The 24,690-nt window shown below is 47.0% G+C and carries 23 protein-coding genes and 1 riboswitch; of the genes, 21 read left to right on the plus strand and 2 right to left on the minus strand.

The window, feature by feature from the left end:
- Positions 1-143: 143 nt before the first annotated feature.
- From trxA to ADS79_RS07245, 9 genes are all read left to right on the plus strand, one after another.
- On the plus strand, positions 144-461 hold the full coding sequence (gene trxA / locus ADS79_RS07205) for a thioredoxin (protein ID WP_049737728.1): 318 nt from the start codon (positions 144-146) through the stop codon (positions 459-461).
- Between the two features lie 266 nt (positions 462-727).
- Positions 728-1,912 (plus strand): ABC transporter substrate-binding protein, encoded by a 1,185-nt coding sequence (locus ADS79_RS07210; protein ID WP_049737729.1) that lies wholly within the window; start codon positions 728-730, stop codon positions 1,910-1,912.
- Positions 1,913-2,100: 188 nt separating this feature from the next.
- Positions 2,101-2,967, plus strand: coding sequence for a branched-chain amino acid ABC transporter permease (locus ADS79_RS07215; RefSeq protein ID WP_049737730.1), 867 nt, complete (start codon positions 2,101-2,103; stop codon positions 2,965-2,967).
- Between the two features lie 4 nt (positions 2,968-2,971).
- Positions 2,972-3,943, plus strand: a complete 972-nt coding sequence (locus ADS79_RS07220; protein ID WP_049738165.1) for a branched-chain amino acid ABC transporter permease — start codon at positions 2,972-2,974, stop codon at positions 3,941-3,943.
- 1 nt (position 3,944) lies between these two features.
- Positions 3,945-4,706 carry an ABC transporter ATP-binding protein gene (locus tag ADS79_RS07225; protein ID WP_049737731.1) on the plus strand — a complete coding sequence of 254 codons (762 nt, stop codon included), beginning with the start codon at positions 3,945-3,947 and terminating at the stop codon, positions 4,704-4,706.
- A gap of 1 nt (position 4,707) precedes the next feature.
- Positions 4,708-5,421, plus strand: a complete 714-nt coding sequence (locus ADS79_RS07230) for an ABC transporter ATP-binding protein (protein WP_049737732.1) — start codon at positions 4,708-4,710, stop codon at positions 5,419-5,421.
- Positions 5,422-5,568: 147 nt separating this feature from the next.
- Positions 5,569-5,817, plus strand: coding sequence for a DUF2164 domain-containing protein (locus ADS79_RS07235; protein WP_049738166.1), 249 nt, complete (start codon positions 5,569-5,571; stop codon positions 5,815-5,817).
- A 30-nt stretch (positions 5,818-5,847) separates the two neighbouring features.
- Positions 5,848-7,629, plus strand: coding sequence for an excinuclease ABC subunit UvrC (uvrC, locus tag ADS79_RS07240; protein WP_049737733.1), 1,782 nt, complete (start codon positions 5,848-5,850; stop codon positions 7,627-7,629).
- Positions 7,630-7,823: 194 nt separating this feature from the next.
- Positions 7,824-8,011: riboswitch (Lysine riboswitch) on the plus strand.
- Between the two features lie 279 nt (positions 8,012-8,290).
- Positions 8,291-9,529 (plus strand): aspartate kinase, encoded by a 1,239-nt coding sequence (locus ADS79_RS07245; protein ID WP_049737734.1) that lies wholly within the window; start codon positions 8,291-8,293, stop codon positions 9,527-9,529.
- A gap of 67 nt (positions 9,530-9,596) precedes the next feature.
- Here the strand turns inward: ADS79_RS07245 and ADS79_RS07250 are convergent, their stop codons facing one another.
- Positions 9,597-10,049: a DUF2507 domain-containing protein gene (locus ADS79_RS07250; protein ID WP_049737735.1), complete on the minus strand. Its 453-nt coding sequence runs from the start codon at positions 10,047-10,049 to the stop codon at positions 9,597-9,599.
- A 402-nt stretch (positions 10,050-10,451) separates the two neighbouring features.
- On the opposite strand from ADS79_RS07250, the gene ADS79_RS07255 reads away from it, so the two are divergent.
- From ADS79_RS07255 to sdhB, 3 genes are read left to right on the plus strand one after another with little or no spacing between them, the layout of a single operon-like run.
- Entirely contained in the window at positions 10,452-11,063 is a 612-nt protein-coding gene (locus tag ADS79_RS07255; protein ID WP_049737736.1) for a succinate dehydrogenase cytochrome b558 subunit, read from the plus strand.
- 18 nt (positions 11,064-11,081) lie between these two features.
- Positions 11,082-12,839 (plus strand): succinate dehydrogenase flavoprotein subunit, encoded by a 1,758-nt coding sequence (gene sdhA / locus ADS79_RS07260; protein ID WP_049737737.1) that lies wholly within the window; start codon positions 11,082-11,084, stop codon positions 12,837-12,839.
- An 18-nt stretch (positions 12,840-12,857) separates the two neighbouring features.
- Positions 12,858-13,607, plus strand: a complete 750-nt coding sequence (gene sdhB / locus ADS79_RS07265) for a succinate dehydrogenase iron-sulfur subunit (RefSeq protein ID WP_049737738.1) — start codon at positions 12,858-12,860, stop codon at positions 13,605-13,607.
- Positions 13,608-13,660: 53 nt separating this feature from the next.
- Here the strand turns inward: sdhB and ADS79_RS07270 are convergent, their stop codons facing one another.
- Positions 13,661-14,107 carry a MarR family winged helix-turn-helix transcriptional regulator gene (locus ADS79_RS07270; RefSeq protein ID WP_049737739.1) on the minus strand — a complete coding sequence of 149 codons (447 nt, stop codon included), beginning with the start codon at positions 14,105-14,107 and terminating at the stop codon, positions 13,661-13,663.
- 193 nt (positions 14,108-14,300) lie between these two features.
- On the opposite strand from ADS79_RS07270, the gene ADS79_RS07275 reads away from it, so the two are divergent.
- The 9 genes from ADS79_RS07275 to ADS79_RS07315 all read left to right on the plus strand — a co-directional run bounded on the left by ADS79_RS07275 (position 14,301) and on the right by ADS79_RS07315 (position 24,684).
- The gene (locus tag ADS79_RS07275; protein ID WP_049737740.1) at positions 14,301-18,062 is read left to right on the plus strand and encodes a S8 family serine peptidase; all 3,762 of its coding nucleotides are present in this window, start codon (positions 14,301-14,303) and stop codon (positions 18,060-18,062) included.
- A gap of 75 nt (positions 18,063-18,137) precedes the next feature.
- The gene (locus tag ADS79_RS07280) at positions 18,138-18,566 is read left to right on the plus strand and encodes a hypothetical protein (protein ID WP_049737741.1); all 429 of its coding nucleotides are present in this window, start codon (positions 18,138-18,140) and stop codon (positions 18,564-18,566) included.
- A 44-nt stretch (positions 18,567-18,610) separates the two neighbouring features.
- Complete coding sequence (locus ADS79_RS07285) at positions 18,611-19,069, plus strand: chemotaxis protein CheX (protein WP_049737742.1); 459 nt, start codon at positions 18,611-18,613, stop codon at positions 19,067-19,069.
- 60 nt (positions 19,070-19,129) lie between these two features.
- Complete coding sequence (locus ADS79_RS07290) at positions 19,130-20,380, plus strand: M24 family metallopeptidase (RefSeq protein WP_049737743.1); 1,251 nt, start codon at positions 19,130-19,132, stop codon at positions 20,378-20,380.
- 219 nt (positions 20,381-20,599) lie between these two features.
- The gene (locus ADS79_RS07295; protein ID WP_049737744.1) at positions 20,600-21,463 is read left to right on the plus strand and encodes an ABC transporter permease subunit; all 864 of its coding nucleotides are present in this window, start codon (positions 20,600-20,602) and stop codon (positions 21,461-21,463) included.
- Positions 21,464-21,497: 34 nt separating this feature from the next.
- On the plus strand, positions 21,498-22,421 hold the full coding sequence (locus ADS79_RS07300) for an ABC transporter permease (protein ID WP_049737745.1): 924 nt from the start codon (positions 21,498-21,500) through the stop codon (positions 22,419-22,421).
- Positions 22,422-22,898: 477 nt separating this feature from the next.
- The gene (locus tag ADS79_RS07305) at positions 22,899-23,093 is read left to right on the plus strand and encodes a LuxR C-terminal-related transcriptional regulator (protein ID WP_049737746.1); all 195 of its coding nucleotides are present in this window, start codon (positions 22,899-22,901) and stop codon (positions 23,091-23,093) included.
- A gap of 104 nt (positions 23,094-23,197) precedes the next feature.
- Positions 23,198-23,734, plus strand: a complete 537-nt coding sequence (locus tag ADS79_RS07310; RefSeq protein WP_049737747.1) for a DUF6932 family protein — start codon at positions 23,198-23,200, stop codon at positions 23,732-23,734.
- Positions 23,731-24,684, plus strand: coding sequence for a hypothetical protein (locus tag ADS79_RS07315; RefSeq protein WP_049737748.1), 954 nt, complete (start codon positions 23,731-23,733; stop codon positions 24,682-24,684). The genes ADS79_RS07310 and ADS79_RS07315 overlap by 4 nt, the downstream gene beginning before the upstream one ends.
- The last annotated feature ends 6 nt before the right edge of the window (positions 24,685-24,690 follow it).

A 24,690-nucleotide genomic window follows, 5' to 3' on the forward strand; every position in this document is an offset into this window, starting at 1 on the left:
AAGGTAAGTGTGTACTGGATACACTAGCATGGAGAAGTGCGGATAAAGTGTTGCGTGCCGTAGTCATTTCAGATTTTGAATGATATACTGATTAGCGTATGAAACCTTTTTTTAGCAATTGAATTTTGAGGAGGTAACTTTCCATGGCAATTGTAAATGGAACTGACCAAAACTTTTCCCAGGAAGTAGAGCAAGGCGGTACAGTCCTGGTTGACTTCTGGGCTCCATGGTGCGGCCCTTGCAAAATGATCGCTCCTGTACTTGAGCAAATCGATGGCGAAGTGGGCTCCAAGCTCAAAATCGTCAAAGTAAACGTGGATGACAACCCGGATTCTGCAGGCCGTTTTGGTGTCATGTCTATCCCTACGCTGATCGTTTTCAAAGATGGTCAACCAGTTGATAAAGTGATTGGTTTTCAACCAAAAGAAGCACTGATGGCAACTGTAGGTAAGCACCTGTAAGATAAAGGATGATTGGCGAAGCGGTGTTTGCGCCTAGGTGCAGATGCCGCTTTTTTCTATCTGAATCGGACTGAATAGTTAGAAATTTATAGGAGTACGAAAATGGTCTGAATCCAATAATGGTCGGCGTCTACACGAAAATTCTGAGCGGTCGTTTGTCAAAAAATTAAGTTTACTTAGAGAAAATTATTTGCGTTTTTTAAATAGTTTTATTAAACTTCATATATTCCGAATAATCATTTAGAAAAATTAAGGGAGGCTTTTCAATGAAGGGGTTTCATTTATTACGATCTCTGGCAACCATCTCCTTGGGTGCAGTTTTGATGGTGGGATGTTCCAGTGGCAACACCAGCGCGCCCGCAGCAAATGATGGTGGAGCCAAGCAAGAAGCGAGTGCAGATGGACAAGAGCTCACTGCTAAAATCGGCGTAGTCAGCTTTCTTTCCGGATCAGGTGCGGCTTATGGTGAAGCGCAAAAAGCAGGCCTGGAGCTGGCTTTGGGAGAGCTGAACGAAGCGAATAAAGGGAAGCTCAAGATGGAATTAAAGTTTGAAGATTCTGGCGGGGAAAAAGAGGGAGCAATTAACGCGGTAAATAAACTGATTAATCAGGATAATGTTGTCGCGATCATCGGCCCTACTCTTTCCGGTGAAATGTTCGCTGCCGGTCCCGTTGCGAACGAAGCAGAAACGCCAATCTTCGGTATCTCCAATACATCCGAAGGAATCAACGATATTGGTGAGTACGTGTTCCGCAACTCCTTGCCAGAATCGATCGCCATCCCAACAGCGATGAAAGCAGCGGTCGAGAAAAAAGGCTTGAAAAAGGTTGCGCTCATCTACGCATCCAACGATGATTTCTCAGTAAATGGATACAAAGTAATGAAAGCAACTGCTGAAAAAATGGGTTTGGAAATCACGGGTGAAGCGACATTCTCTAATGGCGATGTTGACTTCTCTGCTCAATTGACCAAGCTGAAACAATCGAATCCAGATGCACTGTTGGTTTCCGCTCTGTATAAAGAAGGTTCCATGGTTGTGAAAAAAGCGCGTGAGCTGGGCTTTACAGGCACGATCCTTGGCGGCAACGGCTTCAACAACCCGAAAGTATTTGAAATTGCGGGTCCTGCAGCAGAAGGCTTGATCGTAGCGACTCCTTTTAGCCCAGAAAAACAAGATGATAAAGTACAAGCCTTTGTAAAAGCTTTCGAAGCAAAATACAACAAAAAGCCTGACCAATTTGCTGCACAAGCATACGATTCCCTGTACATCATGTCTCAATCCCTGCTCGGAGCAGGCAAGGCTGATCGTGAAGCGTTGCGCGGACAGCTGGCACAGCTGAAAGACTTTACAGGTGTATCTGGCAAACTCTCCTTTGACGAAAAACGTAATCCAATCGGTGATGCGGTTGTTGTTGAAGCAAAAGAAGGAAAGTTTGTGCCGTTTGAATAAGCGGATTGTCCGGGCTCCCGGGCTCTAGAGGTTTTCTTACAAGGGAAGGCAAATGCTCCGTCACTCGGCGGAGCAAAGTTTTCTCGCTGGATCAGAAAGGACGAGTTCTCTACCATCGATTCCTGATCCAGCGAGAACAACTTCAAGCATTCAAACTATTTAAACGACTTTTGGTGAGGTGAAGCAGTTTGTTTTGGCAGCAATTAGTCAATGGTTTAACGGTAGGGAGTACCTATTCCTTAATCGCATTGGGCTATACTCTCATTTTCGGGGTTTTAGGAATCATTAACATGGCCCATGGTCAAATTTTTATTTTCGGATCGCTAGTTGGACTTGTCCTCATGACCAGCCTGAACTTGCCGCTTGGTGTAGCTCTCGTTGTGGCTGTGGTGGTTTCGGCGTTATTGGGATTGGTTTTAGAGTATACAGCACTTAGACCGCTTCGCAAGAAAAACGTACCTCATTTGGCGTCTCTGATCAGTACGATCGGCTTTGCCATTTTGGTCGAGGAAGCGATGCACAAATTGTTTGGAGCGGATTCTCGCGCTTTTCCGCAGTCCTTTGGAGATAAACCGTTTGATTTGGGAATCATTCAAATCCGTAGCGTCGATCTCGTGATTTTAGGGATTTCAATCGTATTGATGTTTGTTCTGCATTTTTGGATTCAGAAGACCAAGATGGGGAAAGCGATTCGTGCTACGGCTGAAAATACGGATACCGCAAACATTTTGGGGATCAATACCAACATGGTGATTGTCGTAACCGTGATGATGGCATCTGCTCTTGGAGGCGTCGCCGGTATTTTAATCGGAATGGCTTACTCTGCACTTATTCCAACGATGGGGATGACGCTTGGCTTCAAAGGCTTGGCTGTACTGATCCTGGGTGGAGTCGGAAGCATACCGGGAGCGATGGTGTGTGGTGTTTTGCTTGGAATTATTGAGGTCTTTACAGTCGCATACGGTGATTCGTCGTATCGCGATGCCGTTGCATTTGGCCTCATCATCATCATTTTGTTGCTAAAGCCAGAAGGACTATTTGGACGCAAAGCGTAAGGAGGTGCAAGCATTGGATATTCTCAATCCGTATAATTTACAGGTTTTGACCTTTATTTTATTAAATAGCATTCTTGCTATCAGTATTTACATCACGCTATCAACCGGTCAGCTGTCCTTGGGGCATGCCGGTTTTATGAGCATTGGTGCATTTACGGCAAGTATTTTAACCAAGCAGGCGGACATGCCGTTGCTTATCGCGATTATCATCGGAGGATTGGCAGCAGGGCTCATTGCGCTGTTGATCGGTGCGCCAACATTAAAGCTCCATGGCTTGTACCTCGCGATTGCGACCTTGGGCTTTGGTGAGGTGATTCGGGTTATTTTGCTCAATCTGGAAATTACCAATGGAGCGTTGGGTCTTACCGGCCTGCAATCGATCGGAAACTACTTATATGATTTTGAAAAAGCGATTGGTTTAAAAGCGCAGACTGTCGGTGTATCTGTCATTCAAATGAAGGCACTGTCTACTTTTGTTTTCATGCTCCTGTTTTTCGCTGCCATTCTTTTCTTGACGCTGCGTTTGAACCGTTCAAGACTCGGACGTGCGTTTGAAGCGATTAAAGCAGATGAAACGGCAGCACGTGCAATGGGCTTGCAGGTGGCTTATTACAAAATGCTCGCGTTTATTATCGGCTCTGTGCTGGCAGGAGTGTGTGGGGGACTGTTTGCCCATATCACGACTACGATTACGCCAGACGATTTCAACTACCATAAAGTTGTAGAGATCCTCTCTTATGCGGTTATTGGTGGCAGCGAAGTGGTATGGGGGCCGTTGTTTGGCGCTCTCATTTTAACCGCCCTGCCAGAAGTGCTGCGCGGTTTAGCCGAGTACAAAATGCTCATGTACGGCTTAATCATGGTTGGGGTTATGGCTTTCCGTCCTCATGGCCTGATCGGGTCGGATACGTTCCAAAAGCTGTTCCGTCGCCGCAAGGGCAAACCGTCCGGAAACGAAGCGAAAGGGGGACTGTGACATGTTGCTGGAACTTGCAAATGTAGGAAAAAGCTTTGGCGGCATCACTGCCCTACGCGATGTTTCGTTTTCAGTGCGAGAGGGTGAAATTGTAGGGTTGATCGGTCCCAATGGAGCTGGGAAAACGACGATTTTTAACATGGCGACAGGGATTTTTGAGCCGACAACCGGTACGTTTTCTTTTGCTGGTCAAAAGCTGAATGGCATGCAGCCAAATAAAATTACGGAAATGGGCATCGCTCGAACGTTTCAAAATATTCGCCTGTTTGGTCATATGAATGCGCTGGATAATGTCAAGGTAGGCTGCCATTCACGGATGAAGGCGGGTTTCTGGTCTTCTCTGCTCCGAACGTCTGGGCAGCGAGCAGAAGAAAAAGTCGTCACGAAAAAAGCAGAGGAGCTCTTGGAGTTCGTTGGCTTGTCTGATGTCGCCGAAGTGCGTTCCGATACACTCGCCTACGGGCAGCAGCGGCGATTGGAAATAGCACGGGCCCTTGCCACAGAGCCAAAGCTGCTGCTGCTGGATGAGCCTGCAGCAGGTATGATTGAGACGGAGACCAAGGCGCTCATGGAGCTGGTACGCAAAATTCGCGATGATGGCACAACGGTCCTCTTGGTGGAGCATGATATGGGCCTGGTCATGAATTTGTGTGAAAAAGTCGTGTGCATTAACTTTGGTGTCAAGATCGCTGATGGTACGCCGGAAGAGGTACAGAATAATCCAGACGTGATTGAAGCTTACCTCGGCAAGGAGGACGAATAACATGCTCAGTATACAAAACCTGACGACCTCCTACGGTCAGATCAAAGCGATTCGGGGTATCTCCCTCGAGGTGCCAGAGGGGAAGATCGTTTCCCTCATTGGTGCAAACGGGGCTGGGAAAACCACGACGATGCGCACCATCGCAGGCCAGCTCAAGCCAGAGGCAGGGACCATTACTTTTCGTGGGCAGCGTATTGAAGGGTCGAAGCCACACCAGATTGTAAAAACAGGACTAGCCCTTGTTCCAGAAGGCCGTGCGATTTTAGGGAAAATGACCGTGCTCGAAAATTTGGAAATGGGTGCATTTCAACGAAACGATGCACAAGGTATCAAGGACGATATGGAGAAAATGATGGCGTGGTTCCCTATTTTACGGGAGCGCTTGACGCAGTTAGGTGGAACCATGTCTGGCGGACAGCAGCAAATGCTGGCGATTGCCAGAGCGTTGATGTCGAGGCCCAAGCTGCTGCTTTTGGATGAACCGTCGATGGGGCTTGCGCCGATTGTCGTATCGGATATTTTCAAGGTTATCAAGCAGATCAATGCAGAAGGAACAACTGTGCTGATCGTTGAGCAAAACGTCAAGCAGGCATTGAAAATCGCTGATTTTGGCTATGTGCTTGAGGCTGGACAAATTGTGTTGGAAGGCACGGCAGAATCCCTGTTAAATGACGACCGTGTCAAAGAGGCGTACCTGGGAGGACGCAAGCACTAGCTGATGACATAACGGACCTATATCCGTGGAAAAAACTGTCGCGGGAAACATGAGGCGGCAGTTTTTTTCATGTGGTATCCGTGGTACTATGAAGAGTGGAACGTATATTCCTATCACGAAGTTGTTGAGGAAGGGTGCCCTGAGCGAATGGCAGCAAAACTGACCAGAGAACAAACTGAATATCTTGTTCATCAAGTGCAGCGATATTTTCAAGAAGAACGATCGGAACAACTCGGCAATCTGGAAACAGAAGATCTCATTGCCTTTTTTTCCAAAGAATTAGGCCCCCTCTATTACAACCAAGGGGTGCAAGATAGTCGCAAGCTATTGACTGAACGCATGAGCTCCCTCGAGGATGAGCTATACGTCCTGGAGAAGCCTATTAAGATGAAGTAAAAGAGAAACCGTCAAGAGGAGGGAGCAGCCATGAATAGCTCCTTGAAAGATAAATTGGCCGTCCTGCCAGAGAAGCCAGGCTGCTACCTGATGAAAAACGCAAGCGGGGAAATCATTTACGTAGGGAAAGCCAAAGTGCTTAAAAACCGCGTCCGCTCTTATTTTACAGGCAGTCATAACGGTAAGACACAGCTGTTAGTCAGTGAAATTGTTGACTTTGAATACATCGTGGTGTCGTCAGCGATTGAAGCACTCATTTTGGAATGTAATCTGATCAAAAAGCATGATCCGCGCTACAATGTCATGCTGCGTGACGACAAGACGTACCCGTATATCAAGATTACGAATGAGGCTCAGCCACGTCTGGAAATCACGCGCAAAGTACTAAAGGATAAGGCCAAGTATTTTGGTCCCTATCCCAATGCTGGCGACGCTTCAGAGGTGAAAAAGCTGCTCGACAGGCTCTATCCGCTGCGCAAATGCCGCAACATGCCGAAGCAGGTATGTCTTTACTACCATTTGGGGCAATGTCTCGCTCCCTGTGTGTACGAGGTGACTGAGGAGGAGAATCGGCGACTGGTAGAAGAAATAAGTCGATTCCTCGATGGTGGTCACGAAGAGATGAAGCAGCAGCTGACCGAAAAAATGCTGCATGCAGCGGAAAACATGGAATTCGAGCGGGCAAAGGAATACCGCGACCAGATCAAAAGTATCGAAGCCGTGATGGAAAAGCAGAAAATTACCTTCACGGATACAATCGATCGCGATATTATCGGTTTTGCGGTCGAAAAGGGCTGGATGTGCATCCAAATTTTTTATATGCGCCAAGGCAAAATGATCGAGCGCCAGACGACTTCTTTTCCTTATTACGGCGAGGAAAACGAAGATTTTATGTCCTACGTCAGCCAGTTTTACTACGATAAGCAAAACGCTCTGCCAAAAGAAATCCTGCTTCCTGAGCAAAGCGATACAGAGCTTCTGAGCGACTGGCTTGGAATCAAAGTCCATGCTCCCAAACGGAGCAAGAAGCGTGAGTTGGTACAAATGGCATCAGAGAACGCCAGGATTGCCCTGCAGGAGAAGTTTGCGCTGATGTCAAAGGATGATGCGCGTACCGTTCAGGCTGTCCACAATCTGGGGCATATTCTCGGAATCGGTGTGCCACATCGCATCGAGGCGTTTGACAACTCCAACATCCAGGGAACCGAGCCGGTATCCGCGATGATCGTGTTTACAGATGGTCGTCCAGACAAAAAGGAATACCGCAAATTCAAAATCAAAACCGTCGAAGGTCCGGATGATTACGGGTCCATGCGCGAGGTTATTCGCCGCCGCTATTCGCGGTTATTGAAGGAAAACCAGCCGATGCCTGACCTCATCGTCATGGACGGAGGAAAAGGGCAAATCACTGCCGCCATGGATATTTTGGAGAATGAGCTAGGACTTTATATTCCTGTCTGTGGTCTGGCAAAAGACGAGAAGCACAAAACGGCGCAGCTGCTGTACGGTGATCCGCCTGAGCCCGTCAATTTGAAGCGGGATAGCTACGAGTTTTATTTGCTCCAGCGTATCCAGGACGAAGTGCACCGATTTGTTATTACCTTTCATCGTCAATCCCGTACGAAAACGATGCTCTCTTCCCAGCTCGATGAGATCCCAGGGATCGGAGAAAAGCGCCGCAAGCTCCTCTTTACACATTTTGGCTCCATGAAAAAAATGCGGGAGGCTACGGTAGAAGATTTTCGGCAGCTTGGCATCGGCGACAAGCTGGCCAGAGAAATTATCGCCCATCTGCGCAAGCTAGAGTCGTAGAAATAAGAAAACCTCTATCGAGGACTTTGCAAAGATGAGCGACCGCGTTTTAGCGGAAGGTTTTCATGCGCTCCGGCATTTATAAGCGTCACGCTTATAAATGCCTATACGTTAATTAAAAAACAATTGAAGCATTTGTTGCCTTATGATATAATGCCTTTCAAACAGAATAGTTAGCCTCACTTCCATATATGGAGTGAGGTAGAGGCGCGAAGACCAAGAGTACCACCCTGAGATCGGGTATCTGTGAAGGGTACGGGAAAGGGGAATTCGCCGAAGTCTGGAGGAAAACCCGCTTTTCTCCATGCTGGGTCTGCATTGAAAAAGTGCAGGACTGTCATCTCGGCAATCACCAGTTGCCAGATGGAGAGCTATCTCACGGTGAGTCCGTGCGTGAATCATGATGGTTGATTCTGTCATGCTGCATGGACCGCGTGTATTGGAAGGGAGGAACCGGTATGTCGAAACAATAGGCAGCGGCAGGTCTTATTCCTAGTCGATGCCTTTTTTTAATAAATGCGACAGTGATGTAAGCAATCATAGTCAGAAATAGAGAAACCATACAAACCATACTAAAAATAAAATAGAGATTATACAAAAAACAAAAAAAGAAAACCATACAAACAAACACATTGGATATGAGAAAAGGGAGAGAAGCCGCATGGGGTTGATCGTGCAGAAATACGGAGGCACCTCTGTAGGTACCATTGAGCGAATTTTACGAGTAGCGGATCGAATCATCACATACAAAGAGGAAGGGCATGATGTGGTCGTTGTCGTTTCTGCAATGGGCAAATCTACTGATGTATTGGTAGATATGGCGAAGCAGATTACACCGTTCCCATCGGAGCGGGAAATGGATATGCTGCTGACCACGGGGGAGCAGGTATCCATCTCGCTTTTGGCTATGGCCTTGCATACAAAAGGCTACGATGCCATTTCCTTGACCGGCTGGCAAGCTGGCGTAACCACTGAAGCCATTCACGGCAGAGCGCGAATCAAGCAGATTGAATCAAAACGGATTCAAGCCGAGCTTGGTCGTGGGCGTGTCGTGATCGTGGCAGGCTTCCAAGGAATCAGTGATGAGGGTGAAATTACAACACTCGGCCGTGGTGGATCGGATACATCCGCGGTTACATTAGCAGCAAGCATCGGAGCAGACAAATGCGAGATCTTTACTGACGTGTCAGGTGTTTACACAGCAGATCCGCGCATGGTTCCAGCCGCAAGCAAGCTGGACAGCATTTCTTATGATGAGATGCTGGAGCTTGCAAATCTGGGAGCAGGTGTACTACATCCACGTTCGGTAGAAGCTGCTAAAAAATACAAGGTAAGGCTGGTGGTCCGCTCCAGCTTTACAGCTGAAGATGGTACGTACGTTGAGGAGGTTGCCAACATGGAAACAGGAAGAGTAGTTAGTGGAGTTGCGCATGATGAGGATGTCGCAAAAATTACGGTTGTCGGGATGCCTGCCAAGGTAGGTACACTCTCTCGCCTATTCAATACACTGGCGGACAATCAAGTAAACGTAGACATCATTATTCAAAGCTCCTATGATGCCGCAGTGACGAACATCTCGTTTACTGTAACAGGAGAAGATTTGACCAAAGCGCTGAATACGCTGAGTGCCAATCAGTCCGAGCTTGGATTTGAAAAAGTGGATTATGAAGAAAACCTGACCAAAGTATCCATTGTCGGCTCTGGTATGATCAACAATCCTGGTGTTGCGGCTGAAATGTTCCGCGTTTTGGCAGAAAGAGAAATTTCTATTAAAATGGTCTCCACTTCCGATATCAAAGTTTCATGTGTGATTCCTGCAAGCTTGACCGAGCTTGCGGTTCGCAGTCTGCATTCGGCCTATGGCCTCGATGTTGCTGAAACGGCGGTTGTACACGGCTAATCATTCACTTCATCATGAATCCCCCTCTCCTCTAAAGGTAGAGGGGGCTACTTATGTGAGCGGATGCTCACTTTTTGCTGCGTGCAATTATCTGAATCGTATGGCTTGTATCTATTTCCAACTTAGCTACAACCTCCGTTTGCCTCCATGTCTCCAAGGCTCCGGCAATGATCCCTGCTTCCAGGGATAGCGTGCGGCAGAGTCGATCGGCTGATTGGTACTGGTAAATGGAATGAGAGAGTTTATAAGTCGTCTCTGCATCTGATGACGTGACGAGATCGAGTTGTCCAAGTCCAAGACGCATAAATGGGTGAATAATACCGGCTTCCGATTCAATGTGGATTTGTCGCCCGATTTCTTTGCCCAGCCAGTACAGAATAGGACTTTCGCTGTCTCCTAAAAGGGCATTGGTTAGCGTTTCCCGAAGAAGATGGTAGCCCAGATAGGGCATGCTCATTCTTTCGGCATAAAGAATAGTTTGGGCAGGCAACAGGGCTGCCAGTTGATCCTTCTCTTTCATCTTGCTCCCTCCTGTCTGTACTAGACTATGAGAGAAACGCTATTTTCAGTACCAATAATGGAGAGAAAAATAGCGAAAATGAACAAAGTTATTCTATCAATGTATTTAGTCTATTGATTGGCTTGACGCTCTCAGTCGACAAGAGTACAATTGGATTTGGTCAAAGTTTTGCCCAACTTTTTTTCGTATTTTGACACATTCCGACAAAGTGGGACGAGGCGAAAGACGGCTTTTTCGTCATGTCTAACGGGTATCGCAATGGGTTACGATATTGGAGAAAGGTATATGAAAACGATAGCGTCCAATTTGTTGATCGTTTGCGGGCAGATCAGATTTTTGGAAAAACGTTGAGACGTTTTTCACAACAAAGAGCGTTACATACATTGAAAGGGGGACCATGGTATGGCGAAAGGCCATAGCTTTCTCAGCCACAAGCTGCACTCACTTCTTGGTTTGTTTCCGATCGGGCTCTTCTTGCTGTTTCACTTGACAGCCAACTATCAAGCAACCCGCGGAGCAGAAGCTTTCAACACGACGGTTGGTATGATCGAAAACGTTCCACTTCTCTTGGTAGTTGAATTCATTTTCATCTACATCCCAATCCTGTTTCACGCTGTTTACGGTCTCTACATTGCGTTCCAAGCGAAGCAAAACGTAGGGAACTTCGGCTACTTCAGGAACCAAATGTTCCTGTGGCAACGGGTTACAGGTATCATTACCCTCATTTTCATTGTTTGGCACGTATGGGAAACCCGCATCGCAAAAGCAATGGGTGCACACGTAGACTTCGATATGATGGCAAACATTTTTAGCAGTCCTGCAATGATCGTATTCTACACAATCGGGATTATCAGTACGGTTTTCCACTTCTCCAACGGACTCTGGTCGTTCCTGGTTCACTGGGGAATTACGGTTGGACCGCGTTCCCAGCGAATTGCAACATACCTGACTATGGTCGTATTCGTAGTCGTAACCTTCATCGGCTTGCGTGCGATGTCAGCTTTCATTTTGTAGGGATAGGGGGACTAAACAATGGCAAAAGGTAAACTAATCATTGTCGGTGGCGGTTTGGCCGGCTTGATGGCTACCATCAAAGCAGCAGAAAAAGGTGTTCCCGTAGAGCTTTTCTCCCTGGTTCCGGTTAAACGTTCCCACTCTGTTTGTGCACAGGGCGGTATCAACGGTGCGGTTAATACAAAAGGGGAAGGCGACTCCACTTGGGAGCACTTCGACGATACAGTATATGGCGGAGACTTCTTGGCTAACCAACCGCCAGTAAAAGCAATGTGTGACGCGGCGCCAGGCATCATTTACATGCTGGACCGTATGGGTGTAATGTTCAACCGTACACCAGAAGGACTTTTGGATTTCCGCCGTTTTGGTGGAACCAAACATCACCGTACCGCATTTGCAGGGGCGACTACTGGACAACAGCTGCTTTACGCACTGGATGAGCAAGTTCGTCGTTATGAAGCAGAGGGTCTGGTTACTAAGTACGAATATTGGGATTTCCTCGGAGCCGTTTTGGACGATACAGGAACCTGTCGCGGGATAACTGCGCAAAACATGCGTTCCGGTGAAATTCAATCCTTCCGTGCAGATGCCGTTATTTTGGCAACAGGTGGTCCTGGTATCATCTTTGGTAAATCGACGAACTCGATTATCAATACAGGTACAGCGGCTTCTGCTGCATACCAACAGGGCGTTATCTACTCTAACGGTGAAATGATCCAGATTCACCCGACTGCAATTCCTGGCGACGACAAGCTGCGTCTGATGTCCGAATCCGCTCGCGGTGAAGGTGGACGCGTTTGGACTTATAAAGATGGTAAGCCATGGTACTTCCTGGAGGAAAAATATCCAGCGTATGGTAACCTGGTACCGCGTGACATTGCAACACGCGAAATTTTCTCCGTCTGCGTAGACTCGAAGCTCGGTGTCAACGGCGAAAACATGGTATACCTCGATTTGTCCCACAAAGATCCAAAAGAATTGGATGTAAAATTGGGCGGTATCATCGAGATTTACGAAAAATTCGTTGGGGATGACCCGCGTAAAGTTCCTATGAAGATTTTCCCTGCGGTTCACTACTCGATGGGTGGAATGTGGGTAGACTACAATCAAATGACAAACATCCCTGGTCTGTTCGCAGCAGGTGAGTGCGATTACTCTCAGCACGGTGCAAACCGTTTGGGTGCAAACTCTCTCTTGTCCGCGATCTACGGCGGTATGGTTGCCGGTCCAAAAGCGATCGAGTACATCAAAGGCTTGAACCAATCCTCTGATGATCTGTCTTCCACGCTCTTTGACGGCGCTACAAGCAAAGAGCAAACGAAGTACGAAAACATCCTGAAAATGGATGGAACAGAAAATGCTTACCTGATTCACAAAGAGCTGGGTGAGTGGATGACTGACAACGTAACGGTCGTTCGTTACAATGACCGTCTGCAAAAAACAGATGACAAGATCGTTGAATTGATGGAGCGCTACAAAAAAATCAACATCAACGATACAAACAAATGGAGCAACGCTGGTGCTTCCTTTACTCGCCATCTGTGGAACATGCTCGTATTGTCCCGTGCGATCACAATCGGTGCACTCAATCGTAACGAGAGCCGCGGTGCTCACTACAAGCCTGATTTCCCTGAGCGTGATGACGAAAACTTCATGAAAACAACAATGGCGAAGTACAATGCTGAAACAACTGCGCCAGAAATCTACTACGAAGACATTGACGTTTCGTTGATTGCACCACGTAAACGTGACTATACGTCTGAAAAGAAGCACTAAGAGAGGAGGAAACTGATCATGGCAGAAAAATTGATTCATCTGATTATCACTCGCCAAGATAGCCCTGACAGCACTCCGTACAAGGAAGAGTTCAAGATTCCATACCGTCCTGGTATGAACGTAATTAGTGCGCTGATGGAGATTCAACGCAACCCGCTCAACGCACAAGGCCAAAAAACGTCTCCAGTTAACTGGGAATCGAACTGCTTGGAAGAAGTTTGCGGTGCGTGCTCAATGGTAATTAACGGTAGACCACGCCAAGCGTGCTCTGCCTTGGTAGATAAACTGGAGCAGCCAATTCGTCTGGAACCAATGAGTACTTTCCCTGTACAGCGCGACCTTTCGATTGACCGTAGCCGTATGTTTGATGCATTGAAACGTGTAAAAGCATGGGTTCCAATCGATGGTACGCATGATCTCGGACCTGGTCCTCGTATGCCAGAAGTAGAGCGTCAATGGGCATATGAGCTCTCCAAATGCATGACTTGCGGTGTGTGCCTGGAGGCATGCCCGAACGTAAATGCGAAGTCCGAGTTTATTGGTCCATTTGCTATTTCTCAAGTTCGTTTGTTCAACCAGCATCCAACAGGTATGATGAACAAGCATGAGCGTCTGGAAGCGTTGATGGAAGATGGCGGTATCGGTGATTGCGGTAACTCGCAAAACTGCGTACAGGCTTGTCCAAAAGGAATTCCACTCACGACTTCGATTGCTCACATGAACAAAGAAACAACGAAACATGCCGTGAAGAAATTCTTCTTCTCGTAATAGCTATAACGAAAAAAGGCGTGCGCCGGTTATCCGGTTTGCACGCCTTTTTTCTATTCTTTTTGAGCTGAAGCTTGTGCCGAACGCGATAATTTTTCAAAGGTAGAAACTAAGCTTTCTAATTCTTCTGGCGTCAGGCAAGAGAAGTATTGCTGGAGCAATTCCAGCCTTTTTTGCTTGGCTTGCAGCAATATGGATTTTCCGGCATCTGTCAGGCGAATATGTACCACACGTCGATCTTCTTCGTCACGATCACGTATTACGTACTCATGCTTATCTAAGCGATCAATCATAGCTGTTATCGCGCTTGGTTTGACGACCATAGAGTCCGCCAATTCACCGACAGTGCATTTTCCCTTTTGCTCCAGCTGATAAAGAATATAAAACTGTGGACCTGTTAAACCTGGGACGGGCTCAGACAATTGTGGTCCGATTACGCGCATGGCTGAACGAAACGCCTCCTGAAGACGCTCGATCGCTTCTTGCACATTGTATGACATGCTGTTTCAGCTCCTTGTACCGATAGGCATCACACCTTATTATACCAAAAATAAGTGAACTGTAATTTGACGCCTTTTCGTACTTTCTGTTTCCTTCGATATCGTGTGTCCATTTGTGAGGAAAAGGGAATACCTTCGAGCTTCCCAGTGAAAACTTAAAACAATGGATGCTTTACCATAAAGGGGGCAAACGATGAAAAAACAGGTATTCAGCATAGGGTTGGCGTTGGTTTTGCTTCCCATAACGACTGTGAATACAAGCAGAGTCCATGCGCTTGCAGGCATAGACACGACTAGCTTTCAAACCCAAATCATGCAGGATTTACGGAATGCAGAGTTTCCTGCCAGTGCTCAGGGTCAGATGGCGAAGGAAGGGGGAGATGCCCATTTTTCCGTTGCTGATGAATGGCTGCGAGCGGAGCATTCACTTTTAAGTGAGCAGGTATCGAGCGCACAGACCTCCTCCCTTGATATGATTGAGGCTACGAAGGCTTGGGAGGATGCAGGGGTTAAAGGAGAGGGCATGGTTGTTTCTGTCGTCGATACTGGTGTCAATCCGAAGCATCCGGATATGCCTGCCCCACGTGACAAGCGATTGGCGCAGCAAAAGTCAGGCTCTACAAAAAAGGTCATCCCCGGATACAACTGGGCAGACCGCAATCAAACAACTGAGGACGTCGGGGAATCCCAGCATGGTGTTCACGTATCAGGCATTATTGCTGCAAATGGAAAAATGAAGGGTGTTGCTCCAGAAGCCCAAATCATTAGCGAAAAGGTGTTTTCCAACTATCAAGGGGAAGTGCCCGGATTAAGTGAATCCATCTTGTTTGCTATTAACGATTCGATCACGAAAAAAGCGGATGTCATCAATCTGAGTCTTGGCTCCTCGGCAGGGTATGTCGATGAGGTCAACACGGAGCAAATGGCTGTCAAGCGTGCGGTAGACAACGGCGTGATTGTTGTTGCCGCGGCAGGCAATGACGCGTATTTTGGCAGTGACAAGGTGCGCGCGCAAAATCCGGATATAGCCATGATCGGTTCCCCCGGCCTTGCTCCGGATGCATTTGCAGTGGCCTCTGTCAACGCGACTTCATTGGCTGGCCACAGCTTTAGTATCCAAGGAGTGCCAGGCCTGGAACGGGTAGTTTACCTGCATGGTCATGTGGCGGCAGGAACAGCAATCAATCCAGTTACGACCTTATTGAAATCCTACCCGCTCGTCTATATGGGAAAAGGCAAAAAGGAAGACTACAACGTTTCTGTAAAAGACAAGGTTGTTCTTCTGGAACGGGGAGACATTTCATTTGACGAGAAGCTCCGTATGGCGAAAGAAGCTGGAGCGGTTGGTGCGGTTATTTACAATAATGAGACAGGCCCGCTTTTGATCAGTGCAGAGCATCTGAAGCAATTCCCTGCTGTATCCGTCTTGAAACAGATGGGTGAAAAAATGGCACAGGCGATTAAAAAGGGGAAGAAAGTAACGATCACCTTTGATGGCGAATATGCACAAAACCCGATGCCATATCCTGATGGCGGGACGATCTCTGCCTTTTCTTCCTGGGGTCCGACTCCAGATCTGCAGTTCAAGCCTGAAATCTCAGCGCCAGGCGGTGGCATTTTATCTACGGTAAAAGACTCTGATTATGCAGTGAAGAGTGGAACGTCCATGGCGACGCCTCACGTTGCAGGGGGCATGGCGCTGCTGAAGCAGGCGTACCAAAAGCAGGGGAGGAATCTGCAAGGCAGGCAGCTCGTTGAGACCCTCAAAGCAGCAGCGATGAATACTGCACAGCCGATTATGGACCCACAGCAAAGTGTAGCTGCCTTTGAAAAAGCACGGACACCGAAAATGCCATACAGTCCGCGTGTCCAGGGTGCAGGATTAATGCAAATCAACAAAGCGATCGCAACTCCCGCAATGATTGTTGATGCAAAAGGGAAGGCTGGCGTTTCCTTGGGAGAAATCGGACCAGCGACGACCTTCTCCTTGTTTGTAGACAACAAATTTGGCAAAAAGCCGGTTACGTATCAGCTGCAAGACGAATTCGGCGTATTGACTGATGCACGCAAGGATGGTTTGAATCTCTTGACGGAGGGCCCACTCGAAGGGGCGAAGCTGCAATTCTCAAATCCCCAGGTTACAGTAGCTCCGGGCAAGCGCAGCGAAGTGAAGGTGACTCTATCCATTCCCCCGGGCACAGCGCGTAATTTATTTGCTGAGGGCTATATCGCTTTTCAACCGGATGACAAGACGTTTCCAACCTTGCGTGTTCCTTATTTCGGCTTTTACGGCAACTGGAACGAGCCGCGCATCATGGACGAGCCGATGTGGGAGCCAGGAAGTCAGGAAAAGCGTACAGGCGTCAAAACGACCTGGTACCACGATAAGCGCAATGACAAGTGGAAGTACAAGGATTACCTGGGCGTAACAGGGGTTGGGGAGGCAGGCGCGGCAAAAATCGATCCGGCGCAAATCGCTTTTTCGCCAAATGGCGATGGTCATTACGACACGGCTGCTCCATCCATAACGTTTTTACGCAATGCTCGTCAGGTAGTCGTGGAAGTAACCGACCAATCAGGCAAGCCGATTCGCACGCTGGTGCGTGACGAAAAGGTCGTCAAATACGATCAGTCCAAGCTCGGAACGCCGTATTACTATACCGAACGTGAAGCGTGGAGCTGGGATGGCAAAGCGTACGTCCCCGAAAAAGGAGCCTACGAGCAGGTAGCAGATGGTCAATATCATTTTTCCATCAAGGCGAAGATCGATGGGCGCAATGCCAACTGGCAAACGTTGACCTTGCCGATCCGTGTAGATACGAAGCCACCTGCCATTTCAGCGTCTGTGTCCGGGAATCGCGTGCAATGGAGCAGCCGGGACAAGGACATTCAGGGTTATTTGCTCTATGTGAACGGTAAAAAGGTTGGAGGGCCTTATTCCCCAAAAGTAACGAGTACGATTGTGAATCAGCCTGACAAAAAGATGAGTGTGGTTGCTTACGATTACGCCGGAAATATCAGTGTGGCACATTTGAATGGCAAAAGCGATACGACCCCACCATTTGTCGAGTTTCCGGACGATCTGTTCACCTACGTGAAAATTTCCAAGCAGCCGGATGTCGCCTTGCGAGGGAAAGTCACGGGGGAAGACATGCTGGACAGAGTCCGTTTGTCGATCAACAAGACGGTGGTAAAGGTCGAGGCAGATGGTTCGTTTGAGACCATTCTAAGGCTTCCGGAAGGACTCAATTATGTCGTGTACAATGCTCGTGATATGTATGGAAATACACGGCAATTTACGCAGCGAGTCATTGTGGACACGACCCCGCCGATTTTGCAGTTCCAAAATGATGGCACAGAGGATGTCCAATTCGACCCTTCGACCAAGCAAATGCTGGTTCCGATCCGGTTTATGTACCGTGACCAGACGTATAAGGGACAAATAAGTATAAACGGTCAAATTGTGAGCAGCTTTGAAGAAGATCAGCTTGAGGTACCTGCACAAAAGTATTTGACACAGACGCTGCCGTTGAAGCATGGGGAGAACCGCATTCTGATTGAGGGCAAGGATGGGGCAGGAAATCAAAGCTCCCTGTTGCTATACGGATATGTGGATGCTAGCGCAGGTGCCATCGTCTTGAATCAGGGAGAGCAGCGGCTAAACTACAAAGCAAGGGCAGTCCCGGCTCCAACTGTGAAATTAACGCAAAGCCTGCTGGAAGCCAAAGGGGGCGAGTCGCTGCCGATCGAAGGAAAAGTAACAGGGACTGGTGCTGTCAGCCTGCACGTTCAGTATGGAAATCAGGAGCTACAGGCGGATGTCAACGATCAAGGCGCATTTCGACTCGTCCTCGATCGCATTGAAGAAGGGAAGCAAAAGCTGACTGTTGTTGCAACCGACTCGTTAGGGAGAGAAGCCCGAGCAGAAATGAATGTGATCGGTAAAAAGCGGTAGAACAAAGGAAAGATACCCGGCGTAGCGGATGATTTGGCTGCTGTCGGGTATTTGTGTCTTGGGAGGGAAAATTTGATGTTTTATCATGGGATCAAGTGGGAATATGTAATGAGGGAGTATCCGTTGCTTTCCCCGCGACGCATCGTTAGCAAGCATCGGAAGGATCAAGCCCTCGATCGTAAGCATTTGCTTCAACAATTTGGCTTGGAGCCGGTTCATTTACTCGAAGCTGATGAGAACTACCCGCCTGAGAGATGTATCCTCGAATGCTTTGAGTTTGGAGATACCGTCTTTGCGTTTGAACGTTTGGAGCTTCCGATCTGGCAGTTAAGTAACCATGAAGTAGGAGTCGAAGTGCTTGATTTGCGGTCCTGTACGACTATTTTTTCTATACGATATGAGACTAAAGTAGAATCGTTTTTTCCGGGAATTCCGTATATAAGAGACTTTTTTCCTACATTTTCTGGTAATGACTCTTGCAACTGCCAAAAATCGACATTATGATATGAATACGACAGATAATTGCCCGGGAAAGGAAGAGAGTGAAGATGCTAGTCCAATACTTAGATCCGTTTTTAGAATCTGCCTCATCGGTGATTTCGCAGGTGTGCAATGTCGATATCACTCGTGGAGAGTTGGCCGAAAAGGAATGGATACATCGAGAGGGCCATACCTGGATTCGTATTGGGATGACCGGTCAATTGCAAGGAGATGTATTTTTTGGTCTCCAGGAGGAATTGGCTCTGCGAATCATTTCTGCTATGATGGGCGGTTTTCCTGTCAACAAAATGGATGAAATTGGAAAAAGTGCAATTTCAGAGCTGGGAAACATGATTTCGGGGAATGCGAGTACGATTTTGTCCAATCGGGGTGTGTTGGTTGATATTACGCCACCACTATTTTTGCTGAATCGGGAGTTGCAAGAGATCACAGGAATGGCACTGACTGCGCCACTGGATTTGCATGATATGGGTACGATGGAAATTCAGATCGTGATCATCAGATAGGCGGCAGAAGCCGTCTTTTTTCTATGGAAGCATAATAAGCAGACATGGGGAGGAAGAGCAATGGACGCTTTGCACATGCAAATGAGCATTTTACCTTTACACATGCGTGATCAGGTACGCGATCGTTGGCTGCAACTCAGATTAGACACGATTTTGCCAGTCATCATGGCAAAGCATCAACTGGATATGTGGGTGCTTATCGCTCGAGAATACCACGAGGATCCGATTATGGAGACGCTGTTTCCGGCTGCCATTGACAGCTCAAGGAGATTGACGATCATCGTGTTTGTGTTAAACCAGGATAAAACAGTGGAGAGGCTAGTCATACATACGAATCCTAGCTTTGAGCCGTTTTATCAACGGGTGTGGGAGCCGGCAGAAGAAGATCAGTGGAAGTGTTTGGCTAGAATTGTTGCCGACAAAAAGCCGCAGAGCATTGGAGTGAATGTATCTGATGATTACAGCTTTTGCGATGGGCTGTCACACTCGTATTATACAAAATTGCTGCATACACTGGGCGAGGAGCACGCGGCCCTCGTAAGGAGTGCAGAGCAAGTGGCACTGGATTGGCTGCAGCTGCGCAGTGACGAGGAATTGATGGCATATCCGACTATCGGGGCAATAACCAGAAAGTTGGCACAAGAGGCGCTTTCCAATCAAGTGATTCATCCAGGGATTACAACTACGACGGAAGTGGTACGCTGGATCCGGCAACGTGTAATTGATTTGGGAATGCAAACCTCATTTTATCCGACGGTAGATGTCATTCGGAAAGGATGCGGAAAGCTCGATGATGTGGTAATCATACCAGGTGACATCATTCATCTGGACTTCGGGATTCATTACTTAGGGCTTGCAACGGATACTCAGCAGCTTGCCTATGTTTTGCACATAGATGAGCATGAGGTTCCAAAAGGCTTGCAGGATGCCATGCAGACAGCCAATCGACTGGAAGACATCATGTGTGAGAATTTCCGTGAAAAGCAGACAGGGAATGAGCTTTTTGCCGCATGTATCCAGCAGGCTCAGGACGAAGGAATACGAGCGATGATTTACTCGCATCCGATTGGCACGCACTGTCACGCGGCAGGACCGCTCATTGGCTTGTATGACAGGCAGGAAGCCATTCCGGTCAGAGGAGAGCTTGTGATCCAGAATCAGACATGCTACGCCATGGAGTTTAATATCCGTCAGTACATACCCGAGTGGGATGAGGAAATCCCTATTTATTTGGAGGAATCGGTTGCTTTCAAGGACGATCAGGTACTTTACCTGGCGAAAAGGCAAACAGACTTTTACATCATCCGGTAAAGGGAATGAATCGGACCTGTCCACTCTGAATGGGCAGGTTCTTTTTAGCAAGTTTGGGCCGCCATAAATGTAACTGTCACTTCTTTGCCAAAAAGCCTCAGGAAGGGTTATCTCCCAAATCCATTATCTGAAATATAAAAAAACATAAAATATTTTTGATTGTCTGGATGATTTTTTTTAGATGGTGTATTGTTGGAAATAGTGAGGGGGTATGAAGGCTTGTCATATGTAAGACAACTGCTCGGAATGTTCATTTTAGTGATCGCTGTTTGTGGCGGGCCGTTCATGCTGTATACGGTCAAGGAAGAGATTGTGTTTGAACCTGAAAATGTGGTCGTACGGTCGGTTTACCTGATTCAGCAGATCGCTACAGGCTCGCTTGGCACCTATTACTTGGGCGACAATGAGAGAAGCATCGCTGAGGATATTCTTCCTTTTGCTCTGAGTACGTTTGAGCTGCTATTTTCGAGTGTCTGTATTGCTGTTATTGCAAGTTTGATTTTTGGTCTGTTTCTACAGCGGTTCGGCATGGTGCGGCAGTTCCAAAAGCTGTTGAACCTGTTATCGACGATACCGGACTTTATTCTGATTTTTTTGTCGATTTTGGCTGCCGTCAGTTTTTACAAGCTGACCAATATCCGGATTATTACCTTGTCACCAACGAGTGATTCAGCGAATACCTGGTTTCCGATCACGCTTCTGGCCATTGGACCTACGATCTTCCTGATGAAGGTAGTGAGTCTCAAATACGTTCAGATTGGCGGGGAGGACTACATCAAGACTGCTTTGGCAAAAGGGATGGGGATTTGGCATGTTCTCATCCATCATGTATACAAAAACATCAAGCCATTCTTACTGGCTGACCTGAAAAAGACAATTGCGATTACGGTGGCGAATCTGTTCGTCGTGGAATATTTGCTGAATGTGGTCGGCTTGACCCGCTTTATTTTCAGCAAAAACGCACCGTATCAGTTTAATTCCGCTGTCATGGGACTACTTGGTATCATCCTTTTGTCTATTCTTGTGTATTTCCTGGTTCGCGCCGTTCTGTACTTGTTTGAACGAGCGGTCGTCTATAAGTAGTCGCTACATTTATCGGTATGAGTGAGGTTTTTCTATGCAGAAACGATTCAATTGGTCTTTATGGACAGGCTCGATCCTTGTACTGCTCCTGGTTGTGATTGCCTTGGTCGGTCCCATTGTTGCCCCGTATGAGCTGGACTTTCAGGAAAAGACTCGGAATGAGACCGTGAACGGCAAATCCGTCATCATTTCACCGCCACTTCCACCGTCGGATGCGCATTTATTCGGTACGGACAAGTGGGGCTATGACCTGCTCACATTGCTTTTGCACGGGGCTCCCTATACGGTGTTCGTGACACTGGCTATCGCGGCAGTCAGAGTGGTTCTCGGCTCAGTGATCGGGCTGTATATCGGTATTCAAGACAAACCACAGCGCTGGTGGCTGGCAATTGAGAATGCTTGGGGCTATATGCCGATTTTCATACCGGTCTACTTTCTGCTAAAAGGGGTGAGTATCAATCCGCTGATGCCTACCTCGACATTAGTCACGCTATTCATTGGAGTTGTCGCGGTTTTGGGTGCACCGAGTGTCGCCTCGTCCATCCGCCAGAAGACTGAGCAAATCAAAGATACCCAGTATGTTCTGGCTGCTACTTCACTTGGAGCGGGGCGGGAGCAAATTATTTTCCGTCATATCTTGCCCCATTTAAAAGAGCAGCTGATTATCATTCTGGTGACGGAAATGGTTGCGATCATGACCTTGATGGGGCTATTGGGGATGTTCGATTTATTTGTGGGTGGGACCAAAATGACGACGGATCCCGTCATTTACCACTCCATTACACATGAGTGGGCAGGGCTTTTGGGATCATACAGAGGCTTTGTATACAGCAATTTTACCTGGATTTTCCTCACCCCATTGATTGCGTTCGTTGTAGCGGTCGGTTCATTTTCGTTGCTCGCTAAAGGGCTGCGGGAGAAATTTGAGCAGACCTACCATCGGACTCCGTTTATTTAACCTTGAAAATGGTGATTGTGGCTCCCTTTATCGAATGAGATGAGGGGAGCTTTTGTTTTGAAGGCAGAGCCAGATTGATTCAAGCGGAAGCGAGCCAGAAATAAAGATGGTAAACCAAAATAAAATGAGGGCGAAAATACGGGAGCAGTACGTATGCCATTTGAATAGACTGGAGTGTCGGGGGCGGTGTTGGCTATGGGTTCCGACATCAGCTTCCTACAGAGTCATTCGCGCATTGACCGGGAGCCAAAGGCATTAGACGAAGAACGTCGTCCCAAAGTAACGTGTTCACGGTATTATTGATGATCTTTGTTTTCAGCGTTCGGAACCCATTGCCCTTTTTCTGAATAGGATGTATGGCAAAAGCCTAAAATCCTTGAAATTCCGGCACCATCACCCACCCCCCATCATAGGATAAGGTGACTCTGTAATCCCTCAACCTTGTTCCTGTAGAGCCCACAAGGAGGGGTGGCACGATTGAAGGGTAGCGACCAAACCAAGCCGTTGTTAACGAATCGCGAAAGAGAAGTGTTTGAACTCTTGGTCCAAGATAAGACAACCAAAGAGATTGCCGGACAACTCTTCATCAGCGAAAAGACTGTGCGGAATCACATTAGTAATGAAATGCGTACCTTTTGCAAACAAAAAAGAGCTTTACTAATCAATATGTAAAGGGTATTTTTAATTAGTGCAAAGTGTGAAAACTACCACATTCTTACAGCGGAGATTAGTATGCACTTTGGCTAGAATGGATAGTAATAAGGAGTGACAAGCCTTTGAATCCCACTACTCAAAGTATCATTGCAAAATCGTTCGATGAAAATGGAAACTTAATATCTGGCATACATACTTATGATCCAGAAACATTTATTTCTCAATTCATAAAAGGTTTTCCTGCTTCAGATACTCGCCAGCAAATATTTGATAATTTCTTGGTGTGGTTAAAAAAGCTAATTTTGATTGCTCCACCAAATGCCATTTGGTTAGACGGTAGTTATTTGACTCAAAAGGTTAATCCAAATGACATTGATTTGATCGCCTTTTATATTCCAGAAGATTTGCCGAATGAAGCAAAGGCGAAAGAGGTGCAAGCAATGTTTGGTGCCTATGCAAAGCAGTTTAAGTGCGATGCTTATCATTGCTTAACTTTTGATCATTGGCCATCAGAACAGCAGCAGCGTGTGGATGATACATTAAGGACGCTGCGAACCTACTGGATGGGGCAATTTGGATTCGATAGAAATCGCCATCCTAAAGGACTGGTTGAATTTCTACAGGATGATATAATAAAGCTAGGAGGTGAGGGCGCATGACAAACATTCTAGATTTGTCTTTACGTACGCAAATTTCAGAAACTGAAGCTGTAATTGAAAAGATTAGCTCAGGTTTATCTGCTCACTTACCTGATTACCTAGTTCAATTTCAAGTAGGCTCGTTGCAAGACAGACTTGCTGATCTGCGTAGTCAGTTAGATGAAGCAGAAGCAGTTGAGGATAGAGAAGAAATAGAATTGACTTTCCACCCCCCAGGACTACCGTCAGGTCAGATTCCGGTACGGACTTTGACAATTGTACTAGGAGGACTCCAAACGATAGTAGACAGTATTTCTAATACCCTGTATAACCAGCCCAGCGAACAAGGCAGAATACCAGCAGATTTATTAGAAAGAAATTCGCTCATTTTTAAAGAGGCGCGCGCTGGATCATTCAAAGCTATTCTAGATTTACCTCACACTGAGCAGAATTTGGTTGATGATCCGATGCAGACAGAAACGATGGAACATCTTTTCTCGTTACTGGACTCGTCTGATAATGTAGATATGTTAGTGGACAAAATATCTGATTTGGGTTTACGGACACTTAAACACTATACTGAGTGGACAAAGAATTTGAAGGAACTGGGTACGACAGTCGATGTTGATTGGAGATCTTCCATTAAAGGTTCATCAAGAGTCTCCATTAGTCCTGAAAAGGCCGATAGAGTATTAGAGGTCCTAACTAATACTACCGATACAAAGCAAACTGACGAAGAAGTGTTGGGGAGATTGACAGGAGCAAATGTAAGGACAAAAACTTTTGAAATTTGCACTCCAGATGGTTTGAAAATCTCCGGGAGAATAGCAGCAGACATTCTTTCTTCCGTACCTCAGTATCTCGATAAAAAATGCAAAGCACAATTGTTTAAAGTTCAGACAATCAATCGCTCTAGTGGCAGAGAAAGAGTTAATTGGACATTAAAAGGGTTGGAACCTCACGAATATTAATTTGAT

The sequence above is a fragment of the Brevibacillus reuszeri genome, from assembly GCF_001187725.1.
Taxonomy (GTDB): Bacteria; Bacillota; Bacilli; order Brevibacillales; family Brevibacillaceae; genus Brevibacillus; species Brevibacillus reuszeri.